Here is a 19,693-nt window from a genome sequence, read left to right as displayed (position 1 = left end):
GGGAGGCGGGGACACGCGTTCGACGCAGCCTGGTTGAGTCGGAAGCGGGATGACCACTCAGGGTGGATTTTAGCCAGTCCACTTTCGGTAAGATCTTCGCCGAAGCGACCACCATCTCACGCATCCCCGGCCTCCTCAGTTCATTCCGTCCTCGACATCAGATCCTCATGCGATCAACTAGGACCCTGAGACCTCCGGAGACATGCCGCCGGCTCGGATAGTAGAGGAACAGGTCGCCCTTCACTGGGCACCAATCCTCTAAACACAGGACTAGCGTCCCGGCATCGAGGTACGGCCTGGCGCGATCCTCCCAAACGTAGGCCAGGCCCCCTCCCTTGGTGGCCACCTCGATCATCAGGCCCTGGTCATCGAGGGTGATCGGGCCGTCGACTTCGACCTCGATAGCCTCGCCCCCCCGCTCGAACCGCCAGTTGAACATCTTGCCGCTGGGGAAGCGGTACCGGATGCCGGTGTGCCGAGCGAGATCGCGCGGGTGCTCCGGACGCGGGTTCTTGCTCAGGTAATCCGGCGAGCCCACCACGACGAGCCTCTGAACCGGCCCGATCCTGACGGCGACCATGTCCCGGGACAGGACCTCGCCGAACCGGATGCCAGCGTCAAAACCTTCCTCGACGATGTCGATCAGGCGGTCAGTCGCCACGACGTCGAGCTTCAGGCCTGGGTTCTTCTCGATCAGCGGGACAATGACGTCGCGCAGCAGGAAAGGGGCAATCGAGGTCGGCAGGTTGATCCTGACGGTGCCGAACGGCGTCTCGCGGAAGGTGTTCAGGCTCTCCTGGGCTCTCGCGATCTGCTCGAAGGCGGGCGAAAGTTCGGCGAGGAAGCGTTCGCCCGCGTCGGTCAGGGCGACGGACCGGGTCGTGCGCTGGAGCAATCGAACGCCGATGCGCTCCTCAAGGCTGCGGATGGCATGGCTGACCGCCGAGGAAGCGACGCCGCGCTCCGTCGCGGCCTTCCGGAAGCTGCGATGCTTGGCAACCGCCAGGAAGGTCGACATCTCGCCGAATTCCGCCGCACGCATTGTTCTGTCTCATTCAGCACCGCGCGCAGAAACTAGCAGGTTATCGCAACAGTCTCCCACCCCTAGGTTCGAGACACCAGCCCATTCCCGATGCGAGGGAATGGCATCGGCGACAGGAAACAGCCCATGACGCGCATCGTACGATTCCATGAGATCGGCGCACCCGATGTCCTTAAGGTCGAGGACGTCACGGTACCGGCGCCGAAGGCCGGCGAGGTCCAGATCAGGGTCAAGGCGATGGGGCTGAACCGCGCCGAGGTGATGTTCCGGACCGGCCAGTACGTCACCGAGCCGACCTTTCCGGCCATCCTCGGGTACGAGGCCGCGGGCACCGTCGAGGCACTTGGACCGGAGATCCAGGGCTTTGCAATCGGCGATGCCGTCAGCGTGGTCCCCTGCTTCATGCTGGGGGAGTATGGCCTCCACGGTGAACTCGTGAACGCACCGGCCATTGGTGTCGTGAAGCACCCGGACACGCTGTCCTGGGAGGAGGCGGCCGCCGCCTGGATGATGTTCACGACTGCCTACGGCGCCTTGGTCGACATCGCCGACGTCAAGGCCGGCGAGACGGTGCTGATCCGCGCCGCGTCCAGCAGCGTCGGGCTCGCCGCGATCCAGATCACAAAGGCCCTCGGCGCCATTCCCGTTGCGTTGACCCGGCGCAGCAGCAAGCGTGACGAGCTCCTGGCCCATGGCGCCGCCCACGTCATCGCAACGGAGGAGCAGGACCTAGTCGCCGAGGTGATGCGGATCACGGACGGCAAGGGCGCCCGTGTCGCCTTCGACCCGGTCGGCGGACCGGAGGTCGGTAAGATCCTTGAAGCCTTAAGTACCCTCGGGATCTTCTTCCAGTACGGCGCGCTCGACACCACGCCCATCACGATCCCGGTCCTCTCGCTGCTCGGCAAGAACCTGACCGTACGCGGCTACCAACTCTTCGAGATCACCAAGAACCCGGATCGCCTGAAGAAGGCGAAGGCGTACATCGTCGAGGGCCTCGCTTCGGGGGCACTCAAGCCGGTCATCGCCAAAACCTTCAACCTCGATGACATCGTCGAGGCGCACCGGTTCATGGAGAGCAACGAGCAGATCGGAAAGATCGTGGTCACGGTCTAGCCGCAGCACGAGGGCTCAGCCCGCCCGCCGATGGGGGAGCGTCCACTTACGGAAACCGGATGCCCCCTGCGTTCCGGCGAGGTTGGATCGGGGCCCGTCCGTCCGCTTTACGACCGGGTTGGGTGGAAACCCGCCCGCGGGACGTCGGTCCAGAGCCCACAGTTGGTCAAACCGGTGCGATCCCAGGCCCAGGCAACCACGAAGGCGCCACGGGGTTGTCGAAAGTCCCCGGCATTCGTGGTCCGCCGGCATGCGGGACGCAGAGGCGCGGCCAAAGCCCCTCGCCGGAGAACCCCCATTGACCGATACGAGCTCGCTCCCCGCGGAGGTCGCCGACCCCAGGCGCCTCGATGCACTGCGGGATTACGACATCCTTGATACGCCTCCCGAGAAGGGGTTCGACGACATCGTCGAGTTGGCGCGCATGACGTGCGAAGCCCCGGTCGCGCTGGTCAGCCTGGTCGCGGGCGACCGGCAATGGTTCAAGGCCCGCTCGGGCTTCGCGCCCTGCGAGACCTCTCTCGACAAGTCGGTATGCGCCCACGTCCTGGGCTCGCCGGACTTGCTAGTCATCCCGGACCTGGCGCTGGACCCACGCACCCGGAACAATCCCCTCGTCACCGGGGAGCCGTACCTGCGGTTCTACGCCGGCGCGCCCATGCAGGCGGCAGGAGGCAAGCGGATCGGGAGCCTCTGCGTGATCGACCTCGCGCCCCGCCCTGAGGGGCTCACGGACCGGCAGGCCGTCGCCCTTCGGGCGCTCGCCGGGCAGGTGATGTCCCAGATGGACCTGCGCCGCTCCGTGTCCGAGCGCGAGCGCATCCTGTCGGGCCAGGCATCGCTGATCGCCCAGCAGAACGCCCTGATCGCGACCCAGGCCGCTGTGACCAGGGCGGCCGGCCGCCGGGACGCCATCCTCGATGCGCTGGTGGCTGGCGCCATGGATGCCATCCCCGAGGCCGATGGCGGTGGCATCGAACTGCGCGAGGGAGATGAACTCGTCTACCGCTCGGGACGTGGGTCGCTCGCCGAGCATGTCGGTCGCAGGCTGCCCTTGCAGGGTAGCCTCTCGGGTCACTGCCTCACCACCGGCAAGCCGGTCCTATGCCCGGACGTGTTGCTCGACCCCCGCGTCAACCGGGATGCCATCGCCACCCTCGGGATGCGTTCGGCCATCTACGTTCCGGTCTATCGAGGGGATACCGCCATCGGCGTCCTCAAGCTCCAATCAGGTCGTCCGGACGCATTTTCGGGGCGGGACCTTCGCACGGCAACCCTGTTCGCCAGTACGATCCCCGCAGGGTTGGCGGAGGCCGGCGAAGCCGAGGCGCGACGCGGCATCCGGGCCGGCGAGGCCACCCTGCGCACGGTAATGGAAACGCTGCCGGTCGGCGTGCTGATCGCGGAGGCTCCCTCCGGCCGCATCGTCGGACACAACGCCCGCGCCAAGGCCATCCTCGGTCATGATGTGTTGCCCGATGCATCGGGGACGGGTCCGGCACGATGGATCGCCTTCCACGCGGATGGCCGCGACGTCCATGCCGACGAGTGGCCGCTCCTCAGGGTCGCCAGGGACGGCGAGCCACGCGCGGAGCTTGAGGTCGACTACCAGCGCGGCGACGGCACCCGCGCCTGGGTAGGGTTCTCTGCCGCGCCGATGTTGGACGTCGATGGTCGCCACGTCGGCGCGGTGGTTGTGGTCACCGACATCGACGGACGCAAGCGGGATCAGCTTCAACTCGCGGCCGCGAAGGAAGCCGCCGAAGGGGCCAACCGGGCCAAGAGCGAATTCCTCGCCAATATGAGCCATGAACTCCGTACCCCGTTGGCGGCCGTGATCGGCTATTCCGAAATGCTTCAGGAGGAGATGGAGGACGCGGGCATCGAAGGCCTGCTGCCCGACATGCGCAAGATCGAGGCGAACGCGCGCCACCTTCTCGGGCTCATCAACGACGTCCTCGACCTATCGAAGATCGAGGCCGAGAAAATGGAGACCTACGTCGAGGATTTTGCGCTCGATTCCGTGATCCGCGATGTGGCTTCGACGGTGGAATCGCTCGTCGCCGGGAAGGACAACGTCCTGACCCTGGAACTCGCCGCCGACCTGGGCGAGGCGCACTCCGACGTGACCAAGCTCCGCCAGTGCCTGATCAACCTCCTGAGCAACGCCGCAAAGTTCACGGAAGGCGGGCGGATCACCCTGTCTGCGATGCGAGAGCAGCGAGAGGGAACCGGGTGGCTGACGTTCCGGGTGAGCGACACCGGCATCGGCATGAGCCCGGAGCAGCAGGCGCGATTGTTCGAGCGCTTCACCCAGGCCGACGCCTCGACCACGCGGAAGTTCGGCGGCACGGGCCTCGGCCTGTCCATCACCCGCGCGTTCGCGTCCATGCTGGGAGGCGACATCTCGGTCGCGAGCGAAGAGGGCCACGGCACCTCCTTCACGCTGCGGATGCCCGCATTCCTCGCTGGGACCGCCGCCGATGACGCCGCCTTAGCAGCCGCGGAAGCCGGTGAGCCGCAGGCGGGCGATGTCCTGTCCACGGACAGCATGGTCCTCGTGGTGGACGACGACCCAGCGACGCGCGACCTCGTCGCGCGCTTCCTCGAACGCGACGGTTTCAAGGTCGCCGTGGCCGTCGACGGGAGGGAAGGCCTCGCCCTGGCCCGGAAACTGAGGCCACGCGTGATCCTGCTCGACGTGACCATGCCGCAGTTGGACGGCTGGTCGGTCCTGCGCGCGCTTCGGAGCGATCCTGCGCTCGGGCATACGCCGGTCATCATGGTGACGGTGCTGGGCGAGCGAAACCTCGCGTTCTCCCTCGGTGCCACCGACTACCTTCAGAAGCCGGTCGATTGGGACGAGCTCCACGGGGTGATGGACCGGTTCCGTCCCCAGGCGAACGAGGGACCGTTGTTGGTCATCGACGACGATGCGGACGCCCGGGAGCGGATGTCGATCCGCCTGTCCCGTGAGGGCTGGCGGGTCGCGACGGCGGAGAACGGCAAGGCCGGCCTTGCCGCCGTCGCTGCAGAGAGGCCATGCCTGATCCTCCTCGACCTGATGATGCCCGAGATGGACGGCTTCACGTTCCTCAGCACCCTGCGGGCCAAGGCCGGGTGGGGCTCGATCCCGGTGGTCGTACTGACCGCCAAGGACGTTGACGGCGAGGACCGGCGGCGATTGGCCGGGCAGGCCGACCGCGTACTGCGAAAGGGGCAGGTCGGTCTCAATGAACTCCCCGCACTGCTGCGCCCCCTATTGTCGCCCCCCTCGGGTGACGTCCCATAGCGAACGGTCCGTCGACGGGAACGGACGCGTCCCGCCGTCCTTCCTGGCGAATGGGACGCATGAGAACCTCAGCCCTGAGGCGCGGCACGCGTCTACGGATCGGGACCGGGGATTCTCGGTTCGGCCGAACGCGCGTTCTCAATCCTCACGCAGATGCGCTCGTCCCTCTTGTGGACTGAGAATGGCTTCGTCACGACCGCCATGCCAGGGGACAGGTGACCGTTGCTCAACACAACGTGCTCGGGAACGGCCAGCTCGCGTCCGGCATGGCGGTCGTGATCAAACCGTTCCCGATTGAGTCCATGGCCGCCCGCATCCGCTCGATGATCGAGGGGCGCAATGAGCCGGCGGAGCACACGTGATGCCGCGTCCTTCACGGATCGGCAGGATCGCCATGGCCATCCCGGGAACCCTGCCTACTTCAGTGAGCAGATCCCGAGACGCGCGACGGGGGTACCCAGGCTCAGGACGAAGCTCTCGATGTCATTGACGAAGCGGATCGTGGGCTTGGTCGTCCTGGCCCTCATCCCGGCATTGGCCGTCCAGGGCTACAACGAGTACGCGCTGCGCGCCGCCCGCGCCGAGGCCGTCCGGAACGAGGCGATGCGTGCGGCCCGGAGCGTCGCGGCCGACCTCGGGCAGTTCGGACGCGGGGCAAGGCAGGTACTCGGCATCCTGGCTGGCTTGCCGGAGATCCGAGGCAAGGACGAACGGGCCTGCACCGCGTACCTGTCCACGGTCGTCGGGCAGGTACCCGGCTCCTTCTTCTTCGGCGTGGTCGAAGCGGACGGGCGCATCCGATGCAACACAATCGGGTCTCCGGCGGGGTCCTACTCGGTCGCCGACCGTTCGTATTTCAAGGATGCGATGCGTACCGGCGGGTTCGCCGTCGGGGAGGTCGTGACGGGGCGGGTCACCCACCGCCCGACCATCCAGTTCGCGCAGGCCATCGGCGACAGCGATGGCGACGGTCGCCCCGACGGAATGGTGATCACAAGCATCGATCTGTCCTACCTCGCGGCCCGGCAGGCCACCGCGGGGCTGCCGCCCGACGCGGCGCTCACGGTCGCGGACCGGAATGGCACGATCCTGGCCCGTCTGCCGGACCACGAGCGATGGGCGGGCAAGCCGCTGCCACCGACCTTCTGGACCGCCCTGAAGGAACACCGTGGGGGCGTGGCCGACCTTACCGGCTTGCTCGGCGACACCCGCATCACGGCGGTGGCCGGAGGCTCGTCCGACGCCCTCGATTCCATCACCGTGGCGGTGGGCCTGTCGCCGGCCACCGCCTTCGCGGACATCGACGCCGCGACCCGGCGCGGGATCGTGCTGATCGGCCTCGGTGCCGCCATGGCCATCATGGCCGCCCTCCTGGCCGGACGTGCCTTCATCCGCCGACCCGTGCGACGCCTGCTCGCGGCGGCCAGCGCCTGGCGCGCCGGCGAGTTGGGGGCACGCACCGGAATCTCCGGAAGCGGCGAGTTCGGGCAGCTCGGCGAGGCGTTCGATGCCATGGCCGCGTCGCTGCAGCGGCACGAGGGCGAGTTGCGCGACGAGGTCGCCCGCAGCCACGTCCTGCAGGAGCGGCAGACGATGATGCTGCATGAGCTGAACCACCGCGTCCGCAACACCCTGACGACCGTGCAGTCGCTGGCCCGACAGACCCGCCGCGACGACGACCGGGGCGAACGGCTGGAAGGGCGCATCCTCTCCCTGTCCAAGACCCACGACCTGCTGTCGCGCGACGATTGGGGCGGCGCCTCGCTGCGCACGGTTCTGGAGAACGAGCTCGCCCCCTTCCGGGACGACCAGGCGCACTGCTTCGCTCTTGAGGGGGCCGACCTCGACCTGCCGCCGCGCTACGTCCTGGCGCTCGGCATGACCGTTCACGAGTTGACCACCAACGCGGCCAAGTACGGCGCGTTGTCCAGCGAGGCGGGGCGCGTCGACGTTTCCTGGGACGTCGTCACCGGCGAGAGTGGCGCCAGGCGCCTTATCATGGAGTGGCGGGAGAGCGGAGGGCCGCCGGTGCAGGAGCCGGGCAAGCGCGGGTTCGGCACACGCCTGATCACGGGTGGGGTCAGCCGCGAGCTCGGCGGCATAGTCCAGCTGGAGTTCGCATCGCAGGGACTGCGCTGTAGCCTCGACGTTCCCCTCGACGAGCCGGACCGCTTCACATCGTTCAGCGAGGTCGCCGGCACGCGACCATTCGGCACGGCCTGAGCGCACGAAGGTCTTTCCACCGGAGGCGTGCCGCTGTCCGGTCCCATGACATGGGGATCCGGCCGGGCTGGTGGACGGCATGACATTGTAGGCTCTGACGAATGCGGGCAAACCCCTCCTAAGCCGGCCTCGTATCCGGAGTGGCACTAAGGGAACGATGGGCGGATTGATGTTCGGTCGGGACGAGCAGATCGAAAAGCGCAGGCAGGCCGAGATGGCCAGCTATGCCATTCTCGACACGCCTGCGGAGTCCGAGTTCGACGACATCGTTAAGGTTGCGTCCGATGCCTGCGGCATGCCGGTGTCGCTGATCTCGCTTCTCGACGGCGACCGGCAATGGTTCAAGGCCGAGACGGGCTTCGGCCAGTCCGAGACACCCCTGTCCCAATCGATCTGCGCTTACGCCGTGCAACAGGACGACGTCTTCGAGATCGAGGACCTGACCCGGGACGAACGAACGGCGGCCAATCCCCTGGTGACCGAGGGGCCACAGGTCCGGTTCTACGCCGGCGCTCCACTCAAGACCCCGGACGGCGTGGCCCTCGGTGCGCTGTGCGTCCTCGACACCAAGCCAAACAGGCTCACGCCCGCCCAGGCGTTCGTGCTGCGCACGTTGGCGCACCAGGTCGTCACCACCCTGGAACTGCGCCGGTCGCTCCGACTGCGCAAGGAGAGCGACCGGCGCAACAAGGCCATCCTTGAAAGCGCAGTCGATTACGCCATCGTCTCCATGGACCTGAAAGGCATGGTGACGAGCTGGTCCCCCGGCGCCGAACGCATCCTCGGCTGGTCCGAAGCGGAGATGTGCGGCAAGCCGGCCCATGTCTTCTTCACGGAGGACGACGTCTCGGCGGGCATCCCGGAGCAGGAGATGGCCTCTGCCCTCATGCACGGGCGCGGCACCGACGAGCGGTGGCACCTGCGCAAGGATGGAACGCTGTTCTGGGCCAACGGCGAGATGATGCCGCTTAGGGACGAGGACAGCCGCCACGAGGGCTTCCTCAAGATCCTACGGGACCGCACGGAACAGCGGAATGCCGCCGCCAAGGAGCAGGCTGACGCCGCCTTCATGCGGGGCGTGCTGACCTCTTCCGCCGATTGCATCCAGGTGCTCGATCCTGATGCCAGGCTGACCTTCATGAACGAGGGCGGCCTAGCCGTGATGGAGGCCGAAGACTTCAACCAGGTGCGGGGCTGCGACTGGACCGGGTTCTGGCATGGGCAGGCACGGGCCGACGCCAAGTCCGCTTTCTGGGAGGCGCTGTCCGGCGGCACCGGTCACTTCCAGGCACAAGCCGACACCCTCAAGGGCACGCCGAAGTGGTGGGACGTGCAGGTCACCCCGATCCGGGGAGCCGACGGCCAGCCCGAGCGTCTCCTGGTGGTCGCGCGCGACATCACCCGGCAGCGGGCCTCCGAACAGTTGATCGCGGACAGTGAGAAGCGCTGGCGCGGTCTGTTCGAGGGCATGCAGGAAGGGTTCTTCAGCGGCGAGATCATCCGCGACGAGAAGGGCCGGCCTTTCGATTATCGCTTCGTCGAGGTCAACCCGGCCTTCGCCGCACAGTCCGGCATGCCGGCCGAGACCGTGGGACGCACGATCCGCGAGCTCATCCCGGACATTCCCGATTGGCCGATAGAGACCTACGCGCGGGTGGTCGAGACCGGCATCCCGGAGGTGTTCGACATCGCGGTGCACGAACTCGGACGCGTTTTCGAAGTTCGTGCCTATCGCGAGACCGAGACGCGCTTCGCCGCAATGTTCATCGATATCTCTGACCGCAAGCGCGCGGATGACCGGCGAACGGCCCTCGTCGAGCTCGGCGACCGGCTGCGCAACACGAGCGATCCGGCCGAGATCGCGAGGGTCGCGGCGGAGATTCTTGGCCGGACGCTGGGCCTGTCCCATGCCGGCTACGGTGCCGTCGACCACGAGCGTGAGACCATCCTCATCGACCAGGGATGGACGGCACCGGGGTTGCCGAGCATCGGCGGCCGGCACGGATTCCGTGACTACGGCTCGTACATCGAGGCCCTGAAGGGCGGCCATGCCGTGATCATCGACGATGTCACGGGCGATCCTCGGACCGCCTCCGATGCCGGCGCCCTCGCGGCCCTTCACGTGCGTTCGCTGCTCAACTTGCCGCTGATGGAGCACGGTAGGTTCGTGGCGTTGCTCTATGCCCTGAAGGATGCCCCGTATGCCTGGAAGCCCGAGGAGATCAGCTTCGCCAACAACATCGCGGACCGGACCCGGGCCGCCCTGGCCCGGATCGATGCGGAGGAACGACAGCAAACACTGAACCTCGAACTCAGCCATCGCATGAAGAACATGCTGGCGATGGTCCAGTCCATCGCCACCCAGACAATGCGAACGGCGAGCGATCTCGATACCGCCAAGGAGGTCCTGGCCGGTCGGCTGATCGCGCTGAGCAGGTCGCACGACCTGCTGCTTGGCGGAGCGGTCGGAGCGGCCCCGGTCGAGGTCCTGATCGGAAGCGCCCTCCAGACCCACGAGGACAATCAGGGCCGGTTCAAGTTGGAGGGACCGACCTTCACCGTCGGGGCCAGGGCGGCGATGTCGCTGTCGCTCATCCTGCACGAGCTTGCGACCAACGCGGCCAAGTACGGGGCACTCTCGACGGCGAACGGCCAGGTGTCGATCACATGGCAGCTACGGGACGTGGGCGACGAGTCCCATTGCGCCCTGCGCTGGTCGGAGGCGGGAGGTCCCGCCGTGGTGCCGCCGACTTGCACCGGCTTCGGATCGCGGTTGATCGGGCGGGGCTTGGCCGGCAACTTCGGAGGCGAGGTCGACCTGTCCTATCCCGCCACGGGCGTCGTCTGCACCATCGACGCGCCACTCAGGGGGCTGCAGGCCGAGGATACGCCCGCGACCAACCACTAGCTGACCAGGCGCGATTTTTCGGACCGTGCCCCGAGCTTTCGTGACCCTTTTGTCCCTAGGTGGGAGGCACCATTGCGACGCCCACCGTCGCGGACGGCGCGATTTCCACCTTGCGCCTCCTTAACATCATCCCTCGTGCGCGGGGTGGTAACTTCACCTGCGTCAATCCCGTGGATCGGATCGCGACCGGCCGAAAGCTGACAACCTTCGACAGCTGTCGGCAGGCGTGGGACGCCTGGGCATGTCAGGCACGCCCACCCGCAACATCGCCCCGACGCCTCGGAAGGCGGTCGAATGTTCGAGTCGGAGATGACTTCGTGCTGATCCAAGTGTCCTTGCATCCCGGGAGGCGCGCCTGATGGACGGCGAGGTCTGCGACGCGATCAGCGGAAACGGAACGGCGTGAGAAACCCGACGCATCCGGCACATGCCCGCTAGTTGCAGAAACCTGACGCTTGGTGCCTGCGCCGAACGTCCGTACCGGGTGGCAAGCGGACCCTGCCCCATCGCCTCTAAGCGGACAGTGGGTTAGGATCGGCGCATCTTTTCCTTGCCGCCCTCGATCATCGAGCGGATGCGTGCGGCCATGGTCTCAATCGGAAACGGCTTGGTCAGGACCGCCATCCCCGGCGCGAGGTGCCCGTTGCCGAGAAGTGCGTTCTCGGCGTAGCCGGTGACGAACAGCACCTTCAGGTCCGGCCGCGACACGCGAGCCGCATCGGCCATTTGGCGCCCGTTCATGCCGCCGGGCAGGCCTACGTCCGTGACCAGCAGGTCGATGCGCACGTTCGATTGCAGCACCTTGAGGCCAGCCGCGCTGTCACCCGCCTCGATGGCCGTGTAGCCGAGATCTTCGAGGATGTCGGTGACGAGCATGCGCACGGACGGCTCGTCGTCCACCACCAGCACCGTCTCACCCTGCTCCGAACGGGGCAGCATGGCGAGCTTGGCGGTCGGATCATCGACCTCGACCTCTCCGTAGTGGCGCGGCAGGTAGATGCAGATCGTGCTTCCCTCGCCGACCTCGGAGTAGATCCGCACCTGCCCGCCTGACTGCTGGGCGAAGCCGTAGATCATTGAGAGGCCGAGCCCGGTGCCCTCCCCGATGGGCTTCGTCGTGAAAAACGGCTCGAACACCCGTGCGACCACCTCCGGCGCCATGCCGGTGCCGGTGTCGGTCACGCACAGCGACAGGTACTGCCCTTCCGGCATATCGAGTTTGCGGGAAGCGCGCTCATCGAGCCACTTGTTGGCCGTCTCGACGGTGATGCGCCCCCCATCTGGCATAGCGTCGCGGGCGTTGATGCAGAGGTTGAGCAAGGCGTTCTCAAGCTGCGGGGGATCGACCAGCGCGGGCCAGAGCCCGGAGGCGCCGACCACCTCGACAGGAATGCCCGGTCCGACCGTGCGCTGGACCATCTCGTGCATGCCGGCGACGAGCCGGTTCACGTCGGTGGGCTTCGGGTCCAGGGTCTGCCGGCGCGAGAAGGCGAGGAGGCGATGGGTCAAGGCGGCAGCGCGCTTCGACGCACCCTGCGCCACCGCCATGTAGCGCTCGACATCGTTGAACCGGCCCTGCTGCATGCGGTTCTGCATCATCTCTAGCGAACCCGAGATGCCCGCCAGCAGGTTATTGAAGTCGTGCGCCAAACCGCCGGTTAGTTGGCCCACCGCCTCCATCTTCTGCGATTGGCGTAACGCTTCCTCGGCCGAGCGAAGTTCTTGAACACGCTCCGAGACCTGTTGTTCGAGCGCATCGTTCAGTTCGCGCAACGCGACCGCTGCCCGGTTCTGCACGGTGACATCGTAACCGCCGACAAATATGCCGCTGATCGCGCCGTCATCGTTGCGGATTGGCTGGTACAGAAGATCGATGAAGCGGTCTTCGTCGTCGTCACCGAAGCGGATCGGGATGGCTCTGGCCGAGAAAGGCTCGCCAGTCGCATATACGCCGTCTAGCAATTCAAAGAAGCCTTGTCCCACGATGTCCGGGAACAAGTCACGCACGCCGTGCCCGAGGTAGCTGCGCTCACCCGCTATCGTCACGTAGGCTTCGTTGACGTATTCGTAGATGTGCGTCGGACCGTTCAGCACAGCGACGAAGCCGGGCATCTGTTGCAAGAGAAGGCGGTGGCGCGCCTCGCTGCTCTGCAGCGCCTTCTCGGCTTTGTGCTGGTTTGTCATCTCCGTGGCGAGGAGCAGCACGCCCGCGAACTCGCCAGTCTCGCCCTGGACGGGGGAGAAGCTGTAGGTCCAGGTGGTCTCCTCGTCTCGGCCGTGCCTGTGCATCACCATCGACAGGTTCTCGATGGCGAAGCCTTCACCTGTGGTCAGCACCTCCGCCACCTGCGGTCCAAGGATCGGTGCGATGTCGGTCAGCACCTCCGGCATCGGACGCCCGAACGCAGCCGGATGCCGGTCGCCGAGCGCGGCTCCATAAGCGTCGTTGTAGAGCAGCCATTGCTCCGGCCCCCAATACAGCGCCGCGATGCCTTTGGCGTTCAGCACAAGCGATAGGGAGGAGCGTAGCGACTGCGGCCATGTTGAGAAGTCACCGAGCGGCGTGACCGACCAATCGGTCTCGCGCACGAGGCGGCCCATCGCGCCACCGCCAATCATGGGCGGGACGGCCTTCTGCATGGTCAACGGCATCGTATCAGGCACGAGCGTTGCCACGGTCTGCCATGGGTGTCTTTGCAGCTTCGTGGGTCCCTGCCTCATCGCGGTCGAGCAAGCGCAGGGCGGCGCGCACGACCTCGCTGGTGCTCGCGAAGCGGCCTGATCGCAGGCACGTCTGGATCAGGTCGTCCTGCTCCTGCGTGATCGAGACGGTGATGGTTCTGCGCACGGACATGATCGGGCTGTGCCCTGTAAGAGCTAGCCTTACAAGTCACGAACTTGTCGCGGTGATGGAGCGCCCGAGAGCGGACCTTCCAAAGTTCTGCAATGGGTCGAGGCTGTGTCAAAAGTCCCATCTGAGATAGACTTGCCGCCTCATCTGCGGAGGCCAGCATGGGTCGGTTCGTCGAAGGACAGGATCGTCGGCAGTCTTGGTTGCTGCCCAGTTCGCTGGACGACTACGTCACCGCGGACAATCCGGTTCGGGTGATCGAGGTCTTCATCGACGAACTCGATCTGGGCGCCCTCAGCTTCACCCGCTTCGAGCCCGCAGCGACGGGGCGGCCTGCGTATGATCCGGCCACGCTTCTGAAGCTCTACCTCTACGGCTATCTCAACCGGGTGCCGTCGAGCCGGCGGCTTGAGCGGGAGGCACAGCGCAACATCGAGGTGATGTGGCTGACCGGTCGCTTGGCTCCCGATCACAAGACGATCGCCAACTTCAGGCGCGACAACGGGCCTGCGATCCAGGCGGCCTGCCGGCAGTTCGTGGTGCTGTGCCGGGATCTGCAGCTCTTCGCCGGTGCAACCGTCGCCGTGGACGGATCGAAGTTCAAGGCGGTCAACAACCGGGACCGCAACTACACCGTGGCCAAGGTCGCCAAGCGCCTGGAACAGGTGGATGCCAGCATCGCCCGCTACCTCGCGGCGCTTGACCGGGCGGATCGGGAGGTCAACGACGTGCCCGAGGCACGGACGCAGCGGATTGGCGAGAAGATCGCCGCCCTACGCCGCCAGATGGCCTTCCTGCGCGAGATGCAGGAGCAGGTAGAGGCCGCGGACGACGGACAGGTCTCGCTGACCGACCCGGACGCGCGCTCGATGGCGACGAGCGGGCGCGGCACCGGCATCGTCGGGTACAACGTCCAGATTGCGGTCGATCCCGAGCATCATCTCGTCGTCGCCCATGAGGTCGTCAACGAGGGTCACGACCGAACCCAGCTCGTGCCGATGGGCGGTCGGGCCAAGCAGGCCATCGGCGCGGAGGAGGTCACGGTCCTGGCCGATCGCGGCTACTACAGCGGCGACGAGGTTCTGGCCTGCGAAGGCACGGGCATCCTGCCGGCCATGCCGCGGGCCGACACGTCGGGTCGAGCCAAGAAGGGGCTCTTCGTGCGCGCCGACTTCGTCTACGACGCTGCGGCTGATCACTACGTCTGTCCCGCCGGCGCTGTACTGACGAAGTCCAACGCGCGCTCCGATCGACACGGTGACATCGACCACTACCGCAACCTGGACGCCTGTCATGGCTGCGCGATGCGAGCGCGCTGTACGACTGAAAAGTTCAAACGCTTCAAGCGCTGGAAGCACGAGGCAGTACTGGAGGCCATGCAGAGGCGGCTCGACGCCATGCCTGACGCCATGGCGGTACGACGCGCCACGGTCGAGCACGTCTTCGGGACGTTGAAAGCCTGGATGGGCAGCACACCCTTCCTAACGAAGGGACTAAAAGGTGTGCGAACCGAGATGAGCCTCGCGATCCTCGCCTACAACGTGAAACGGATGATCCGCCTGTTCGGCGCAACCTGGCTCATCCAGGCCATTCGAGCCTGAAGCGGTCGACCGCGCCGCCGTCATCATCCTGCCGACCAGCGCTGGCGACCACGATCAATGCGTTTTGACACAGCCTCGGTCGGGAGCGGACCCAGGGCATGGGTTCCATCCGTCAGATTTCGACCCCTAGAGCGTTTTCGGTTCGCGCTGAGTCGATGCAGCGGGGTTCACACAGAGGTGACGGGCTGATTCACTGATCGCTCTGGAGAAGGAGCGACGGATGGGACGACCCTACAGCCAGGATTTGCGCGAGCGGGTGGTGGAAGCCGCTGCAACGACCTCCCGCCGGCAGGCGGCTGCGCGGTTCGGGGTCGGCATCGCCACTTCGATCCGCTGGATGGCCGCGCTCACGGCGACCGGGACGGTGGCCGCTCGTCCGCAAGGGCGGGCGCGCCGCTCGAAGCTCGACCCGCACGAGGCGTTCCTGCGCGGCCTGATCGACGGACAAGACGACGTCACCCTTGAGGAGATGCGCGCTCGGCTCCGGGACGAGCACGACCTCACGGTCGGGCTCGGCACCCTGTGGAGTTTCCTCGACGCACGCGATCTCACCTACAAAAAAAGACAGCACACGCCGCCGAGCAGGAACGCCCGGACGTGAAAGCGGCGCGCGAGGCCTGGTTCGAGGGCCAACCCGATCTCGACCCCGCGCGCCTGGTTTTCCTCGACGAGACCTGGACGGCCACCAACATGGCTCGCACCCGCGGGCGTTCGCCACGCGGCGAGCGGCTTCGCTCGCCCATCCCGCACGGTCACTGGAAGACCACGACCCTGGTCGCCGGCCTGCGCCTGTCCGGGATCGCCGCGCCGTTCGTGCTCGATGGGCCGATCTACCGCGACGCCTTCCAGGCCTACGTCGATCAGGTCCTGGTGCCCGAACTCGCCCCCGGCGACATCGTCGTCATGGACAACCTCGGCAGCCACAAGGGACCGGCCGTGCGGGCGGCCATCGAGGCGGCAGGCGCGCGGCTCCTGTTCCTCCCGCCCTACTCGCCCGACTTCAACCCCATCGAGATGGCGTTCTCGAAGCTGAAGGCACTGCTGCGCAAGGCGGCCGAACGCACCGTCGAGAGCTTGTGGTCGGCCATCGGACGCCTCGTCGACACCGTCACACCCCACGAGTGCGCGAACTTCTTCGCAGCCGCAGGATACGAACCAGATTAAACCGAAAACGCTCTAGGGCTGGCTCCGCTGACCGTAATCCTGGTTCCGGAGCGCCTGGATCTCGGCGTCCCGGGCCGCCAGAGCCCTCCGGGCTTCCATCTGGGTCATGACCAGACCGGCGAGCGAACGCAGGCATTCCGCCTGTTCCTCCGTGAGGCCGAAAGGCCGGGGTTCCGTGTCGATGACGCAGAGGGAGCCCAGCGTGTGGCCGGTCGGCGTCAGCAAGGGAGCGCCGGCGTAGAAACGGATGTGCGGTTCGCCGGTCACCAGGGGGTTGGCCTGGGTGCGTGCATCGTTCTTGAGGTCCGGTATCACCAGCAGATCATGCTGTCCGAGGACGTGGACGCAGACCGAGGCGTCGAGGTCGGTCTCGCAGGCGGCGAACCCCGAGCGCGCCTTGAACCATTGGCGGTTCCCCGCCACCAGGCTCACGAGTGCGACCGGCGCGGAGCAGAGCGCGCGTGCCAAAACGACGATGGCGTCGTAGCCGGGCTCGGAAGACGTATCCAGGATGGCGTACTCATCGAGGGCCCCGAGGCGCTCTGGATTGAACGCTTCCCGGGAGGTGTCGGGACGTTGCGTCACGCTTGGGCTTTCGTATCGGTGGGCATGGGAGCGGGGAGCGCGAGGACACGTCGCAGGACCTGGGCGACCTGGGCGGCCGAATAGGGTTTGTGGACGAGTTCGAAACCGTGGCTGTCCTCCCGGGCGAGGACGTGGCTGTAGCCGGATGCCAGCACCACCGGCATCCAGGGCAGACGAAGCCTCAGGATCTTGGCCATCTCCAGGCCACCCATGCCCGGCATGACCACGTCCGAGAACACCGCCAGGAAGCCTGCGCCGTCGGCGCCCAGCCGTTCCAGGGCGTCCTCGGCGTTCACCACCCATTCCGGCAGGTAGCCGATGTCCTCCAGGATCTGCGTGCAGAAGCGGCCGACCTCCAGATTGTCCTCGACGACGAGGATGCGTTGCCCAAGGCCCACGGGAGACGCGTCAGGACCGATCTCGCATGGACGAGCCGTGACCGAGGGAGGAGGCACCTCGGGAAGGTACAGGGTGAAGGTGGTGCCGAGCCCGGGTCGGCTGTCGACGTCGACGTCGCCGCCGGACTGTTTGGCGAACCCGAAGACCTGGCTGAGACCGAGGCCCGTTCCACGACCGACCTCCTTGGTGGTGAAGAACGGCTCGAAGATATGCGCGAGGATATCGATGGGGATGCCCGAACCGGTATCGGTCAGCAGAACCGCCACGAAGGGTCCATCCGATCCTTCGTGGCTGCGGATCGTCGGCATCGGCTGACCCGACCGGACGCGGAGGGTCAGCGTGCCGGCACCGTCCATGGCGTCGCGGGCGTTGACCGCCATGTTCACCAACGCGGTCTCGAACTGGTTCGCATCGGCCCGGATGAAGCAGGGTGAATCCGGCACGTCGATGCCGACGCGGATACGCGCACCGCTCACCGTGTCCAGCATGTCCGCCACCGCGGCCAGCCGCTGTCCGACGTCGAAGACCTCAGGCTTCAGCGACTGCCGACGCGCGAAGGCGAGAAGTTGGCCGGTGAGCTTGGCGGCCCGATCCACGGTCTCCGAGACGGCGTTGATGTAGCGGCTACGTCGCTCCTCGGGCAGGTCCGGCCGGCGCAGGAAGTCGACCGACGAACGGATGATGGTCAGGAGGTTGTTGAAGTCGTGCGCCACGCCGCCGGTGAGCTGCCCGATGGCGTCGAGCTTCTGCGACTGGCGCAGGTCCTGTTCCATGCGCTCGCGCTCGGCCGCCTCGGCGACGAGCCGAGCGTTCGCCTGGGCGAGCTCGGCGGTTCGCGCCACCACTTGGGCTTCCAACGACGCGCCCGCCTCCCGCAGAAGGGTGGCCTGGGCATCCAGCTCCGCGTAGAGGGCGACCACGCCCCGATTGGTCTCGCTCAACTCGCGATTGAGCCGCTGCGTCTCCTCCTCGCGCTCGGCGAGGGCGGCGAGGCTTCGCATCAGCTCGCGGTTCTGCTCGCGCAGGGCCGTCGTCGGCTCGTCGAGCCGGGCGCGGGCGACGTCCTCCGCCATCGCCGCGAGACGGGTGCCCGTGAACGCGTCGTGGTCCATCGGAATGCGTTTGCCGAAGGTCACCACGGTCCCGCTTCCGGTGACCGATTCAATGTCGAAGCGATCCATCAGGCGGCGCGAGCCGGTGATGCCGATGCCTAGCCCTGTCGGGGACCGGTAGCGCCCTTCCAGAACCGCTTCGAGGTCCGCGATGCCGGGACCCGCGTCGGCAATCCGAACCGTCAGGGATTGCCGCCCATCCGCATCGTCGACCCCGTACTCGACGCGGCCGCCGCCGGCGTAGGCGTAGGCGTTGCGCGCGATCTCCGACACGGCCGTGGCGATGCGTGTCTGGTCCTGGAGACCGAAGCCGAGGCGCTCGCTCAGGCTCCGCACGCGCTGGCGCACCGATGCGATGTCCTCCTCCCGCTCCACCAAGGTCGTGAGGAGGCGCCATTTCATGGGGCGGCTCCCCGTACGACAAGGACGGTGGCGTCGTCGCGGGGGCGGGAGAAGTCCCGGTAGAGCACGCCGGCCACGAGGCTCGGGTGGGCACCGGAAAGACCGGGGTAGGCTTCGAGCGAACAGCCGGAGGCGAGGCCGTCCGACCACATCAAGAAGAGCCCGTCGGGCCCGAGTTCGTACTGGTACTCGTGGATGCGCTTGGCGACATGCCCTGCAGTCCCGGCGAGGCTGACCGTCCGCTTGATCCCGGACGCGACGACTGCGCCCGTCACGTTTCCGATGCCGGCGAAGGTGAGGATGCCGGCGTCCCGGTCGTAGCAAGCCACTGAGACGGCGCCGCCGCGGGTATGTCGAAGGCCCGCATGGATCGCGGCCAGGATCGTGCCCGGCGCCTCGTCCCGGTGGCGATGGAACAGGCGGACCGCTTCCTCGGATGCCTTCGCGGCTTCGGGGCCGTGGCCGAGTCCGTCCGCAACGATGGCGGTCCAGCCACCGGATCTCTCGCGGACCGCGTAGGCGTCCCCATTCGCGGTCTCCCCCCGCAACGGGACCGTCACCGCGCCGAACGGCGGCAGTTCATCCGTGGTCGTGCCAGGGGAGCTCGGGGAAGCGCCGATGCGCGACAGCACGACCGTGCCCTTGCCTGGCGAGGAAGCGAGGTCGAAGGCATTCGACAGGCGCCGAACCGCACCAAGCCCGGTGCCCGCACTCCCTCCGGTCGAGTGCCCGTCCCGGAGGGAGGCGCCGGGATTGGACAGGCCGGGTCCCTTGTCGATGGCGAGCACTTCGACGCCTGTGCCGGTCGCGTCCTCGTAGGTGCCGAGCAGGAGCTCGCCGGGCACCCCGTACTTGACGATGTTCGTGGCAAGCTCGGTCACGACGATGGCGACGCGTCCCGCCGCCGTCTCACCGAAGCCGATGCCCTGCGCAACGGCCACGGCGCGCCGTCGCGCCTCGGCCACCTGGCTACCCTCCGTCATCATGACCGAAAGCAT

General features: G+C 66.9%; 13 protein-coding genes. 7 read left to right on the top strand and 6 right to left on the bottom strand.

Translation table 11 applies throughout. The features are described from left to right. Positions 1-157: 157 nt before the first annotated feature. Positions 158-1,042, bottom strand: a complete 885-nt coding sequence (locus AC3WLN_RS08700; protein ID WP_492480622.1) for a LysR family transcriptional regulator — start codon at positions 1,040-1,042, stop codon at positions 158-160. Positions 1,043-1,168: 126 nt separating this feature from the next. On the opposite strand from AC3WLN_RS08700, the gene AC3WLN_RS08695 reads away from it, so the two are divergent. From AC3WLN_RS08695 to AC3WLN_RS08675, 5 genes are all read left to right on the top strand, one after another. Further along, positions 1,169-2,158, top strand: coding sequence for a zinc-dependent alcohol dehydrogenase family protein (locus AC3WLN_RS08695; RefSeq protein WP_492480621.1), 990 nt, complete (start codon positions 1,169-1,171; stop codon positions 2,156-2,158). Positions 2,159-2,456: 298 nt separating this feature from the next. Next, the gene (locus AC3WLN_RS08690) at positions 2,457-5,450 is read left to right on the top strand and encodes a response regulator (protein WP_492480620.1); all 2,994 of its coding nucleotides are present in this window, start codon (positions 2,457-2,459) and stop codon (positions 5,448-5,450) included. Between the two features lie 215 nt (positions 5,451-5,665). Then, positions 5,666-5,812 carry a hypothetical protein gene (locus AC3WLN_RS08685; RefSeq protein WP_492480619.1) on the top strand — a complete coding sequence of 49 codons (147 nt, stop codon included), beginning with the start codon at positions 5,666-5,668 and terminating at the stop codon, positions 5,810-5,812. Continuing rightward, on the top strand, positions 5,790-7,673 hold the full coding sequence (locus AC3WLN_RS08680) for a sensor histidine kinase (protein WP_492480618.1): 1,884 nt from the start codon (positions 5,790-5,792) through the stop codon (positions 7,671-7,673). The genes AC3WLN_RS08685 and AC3WLN_RS08680 overlap by 23 nt, the downstream gene beginning before the upstream one ends. 169 nt (positions 7,674-7,842) lie before the next feature. Then, complete coding sequence (locus AC3WLN_RS08675; protein WP_492480617.1) at positions 7,843-10,581, top strand: PAS domain-containing protein; 2,739 nt, start codon at positions 7,843-7,845, stop codon at positions 10,579-10,581. A gap of 528 nt (positions 10,582-11,109) precedes the next feature. Here the strand turns inward: AC3WLN_RS08675 and AC3WLN_RS08670 are convergent. Both AC3WLN_RS08670 and AC3WLN_RS08665 read right to left on the bottom strand, forming a co-directional pair. Beyond that, positions 11,110-13,221 (bottom strand): hybrid sensor histidine kinase/response regulator, encoded by a 2,112-nt coding sequence (locus AC3WLN_RS08670; protein ID WP_492480616.1) that lies wholly within the window; start codon positions 13,219-13,221, stop codon positions 11,110-11,112. A gap of 16 nt (positions 13,222-13,237) precedes the next feature. After that, the gene (locus AC3WLN_RS08665; protein WP_492480615.1) at positions 13,238-13,429 is read right to left on the bottom strand and encodes a ribbon-helix-helix domain-containing protein; all 192 of its coding nucleotides are present in this window, start codon (positions 13,427-13,429) and stop codon (positions 13,238-13,240) included. A gap of 164 nt (positions 13,430-13,593) precedes the next feature. On the opposite strand from AC3WLN_RS08665, the gene AC3WLN_RS08660 reads away from it, so the two are divergent. Continuing rightward, positions 13,594-15,033, top strand: a complete 1,440-nt coding sequence (locus AC3WLN_RS08660) for an IS1182 family transposase (RefSeq protein WP_492480614.1) — start codon at positions 13,594-13,596, stop codon at positions 15,031-15,033. A 220-nt stretch (positions 15,034-15,253) separates the two neighbouring features. Further along, positions 15,254-16,197 (top strand): IS630 family transposase gene (locus AC3WLN_RS08655; RefSeq protein ID WP_492480613.1). Its coding sequence is split into 2 segments (ribosomal slippage): positions 15,254-15,590 and positions 15,590-16,197, totalling 945 coding nucleotides; the frame shifts between segments, so codons are not numbered across the junction. A gap of 12 nt (positions 16,198-16,209) precedes the next feature. Here AC3WLN_RS08655 and AC3WLN_RS08650 read toward each other — a convergent pair. The 3 genes from AC3WLN_RS08650 to AC3WLN_RS08640 are packed head-to-tail and all read right to left on the bottom strand — an operon-like array spanning position 16,210 to position 19,693. Continuing rightward, entirely contained in the window at positions 16,210-16,782 is a 573-nt protein-coding gene (locus AC3WLN_RS08650) for a GAF domain-containing protein (protein ID WP_492480612.1), read from the bottom strand. Next, complete coding sequence (locus tag AC3WLN_RS08645) at positions 16,779-18,695, bottom strand: ATP-binding protein (protein WP_492480611.1); 1,917 nt, start codon at positions 18,693-18,695, stop codon at positions 16,779-16,781. The genes AC3WLN_RS08650 and AC3WLN_RS08645 overlap by 4 nt, the downstream gene beginning before the upstream one ends. Continuing rightward, positions 18,692-19,693, bottom strand: coding sequence for an ATP-binding SpoIIE family protein phosphatase (locus AC3WLN_RS08640; protein ID WP_492480610.1), 1,002 nt, complete (start codon positions 19,691-19,693; stop codon positions 18,692-18,694). Before AC3WLN_RS08640 ends, AC3WLN_RS08645 begins: the two co-directional genes overlap by 4 nt.

The sequence above is a fragment of the Methylobacterium sp. FW306-05-D genome (genome assembly GCF_058782155.1).
Note: the sequence above shows the minus strand (reverse complement) of the source record. Positions and strands in the feature narration are given on the sequence as shown.

Coding starts and splice junctions, on each gene's coding strand:
- AC3WLN_RS08700 (WP_492480622.1), bottom strand. CDS start 1,042: ATGCGTGCGGCGGAATTCGGCGAGATGTCGACCTTCCTGGCGGTTGCC.
- AC3WLN_RS08695 (WP_492480621.1), top strand. CDS start 1,169: ATGACGCGCATCGTACGATTCCATGAGATCGGCGCACCCGATGTCCTT.
- AC3WLN_RS08680 (WP_492480618.1), top strand. CDS start 5,790: ATGAGCCGGCGGAGCACACGTGATGCCGCGTCCTTCACGGATCGGCAG.
- AC3WLN_RS08675 (WP_492480617.1), top strand. CDS start 7,843: ATGTTCGGTCGGGACGAGCAGATCGAAAAGCGCAGGCAGGCCGAGATG.
- AC3WLN_RS08670 (WP_492480616.1), bottom strand. CDS start 13,221: ATGCAGAAGGCCGTCCCGCCCATGATTGGCGGTGGCGCGATGGGCCGC.
- AC3WLN_RS08660 (WP_492480614.1), top strand. CDS start 13,594: ATGGGTCGGTTCGTCGAAGGACAGGATCGTCGGCAGTCTTGGTTGCTG.
- AC3WLN_RS08645 (WP_492480611.1), bottom strand. CDS start 18,695: ATGAAATGGCGCCTCCTCACGACCTTGGTGGAGCGGGAGGAGGACATC.
- AC3WLN_RS08640 (WP_492480610.1), bottom strand. CDS start 19,693: ATGCTTTCGGTCATGATGACGGAGGGTAGCCAGGTGGCCGAGGCGCGA.